The organism is Pseudomonas sp. NBRC 111139, from assembly GCF_001753955.1.
GTDB lineage: Bacteria > Pseudomonadota > Gammaproteobacteria > Pseudomonadales > Pseudomonadaceae > Aquipseudomonas > Aquipseudomonas alloputida.
Genome location: NZ_BCBP01000005.1, coordinates 1 through 1209 on the forward strand (window position 1 = coordinate 1; position 1209 = coordinate 1209).

1 protein-coding gene is annotated in these 1209 nt (G+C 57.2%); it reads left to right on the forward strand.

Going from position 1 to position 1209, the window contains the following annotated elements:
- The first annotated feature begins 89 nt into the window (after positions 1-89).
- Positions 90-1067 carry an IS5 family transposase gene (locus tag BJQ17_RS00040; protein ID WP_033991331.1) on the forward strand — a complete coding sequence of 326 codons (978 nt, stop codon included), beginning with the start codon at positions 90-92 and terminating at the stop codon, positions 1065-1067.
- The last annotated feature ends 142 nt before the right edge of the window (positions 1068-1209 follow it).

The window sequence follows — 1209 nt, forward strand, 5'->3', positions numbered from 1 at the left end:
GGAGACGCTGCATAAATAGCCAACCGCTCAGAGCCTTGGCACACTGACCCCCTCAATCAGCCCCCTCTTCGTGAGCCTCGTTACGCGCTATGCAGAAGACCTTCTCCGAACTCGAATACACCGGCAAGAAAAAGCAAACCCGACGAGATCGCTTCCTGGCGGATATCGAGCAGTTGGTGCCCTGGGCACAGCTGGAAGCTCAAGTGGCGCCGTTCTACCGCGACACCACCGGCAAGCGCGGACGCCCCTCGATTGGGTTGTCGCGCATGCTGCGCATGTATGTCGTGCAGCAGTGTTTCGGTTTCTCCGATGAAGGCACCGAAGATGCCATCTACGACAGCCAGGCCATTCGTGGCTTCATGGGCATCGACCTGGGCCGGGAGTCGGCACCGGATGCCACTACCTTGTTGCGCTTTCGCCGCTTGCTGGAAACCCATCAGCTGACGCGGGTGTTGTTTGAAACGATCAACCAGCATCTGGCCAGTCGGGGTCTGCTGCTCAAGGAAGGCACCATCGTCGATGCCACCCTGATCGCCGCACCGCCCTCGGTCAAGAACCGAGAAGGTAAGCGCGATCCTGAGATGCATCAGGCTAAAAAAGGCAATCAGTGGCACTTCGGGATGAAGGCCCACATTGGCGTCGACGCCACGTCGGGGCTGGTGCACAGCCTGGTGGGGACCGCGGCTAACGTGGCCGATGTCACCCAGGTCGACAAGCTGCTGCACGGTGCCGAAACCTATGTCTCGGGAGATGCTGGATACACCGGTGCGGCCAAGCGAGCGGAGTATGCTGAACGGGACGTTATCTGGTCGATTGCAGCACGGCCAAGCAGCTACCAGCATCACGGCAAAGACAGCGTGCTGTTCCGGGTCAAGCGCAAGATCGAATACGCCAAGGCGCAACTGCGTGCCAAGGTAGAGCATCCGTTCCAAGTGATCAAAGTGCGCTTCAACCATCGCAAAGTCCGTTACCGTGGACTGGAAAAGAATACGGCGCAGTTATTCAGTCTGTTCGGGTTGGCCAATCTGATGCTGGCAAAGCGGTACTTGCAACGGGTGGCGGGATAAATCCGTCTGAAAGGCGGGGTTTACCCGCTAATCAGTAAAACAGGGCCTGAAATCGGCCCATAAACGCAAAATAAGACCGTCAGGTTGAAAAAATCGGTTGGAAAATGGAATGCGGACTGAAGAGGTAAATTGTTCAGCGTCT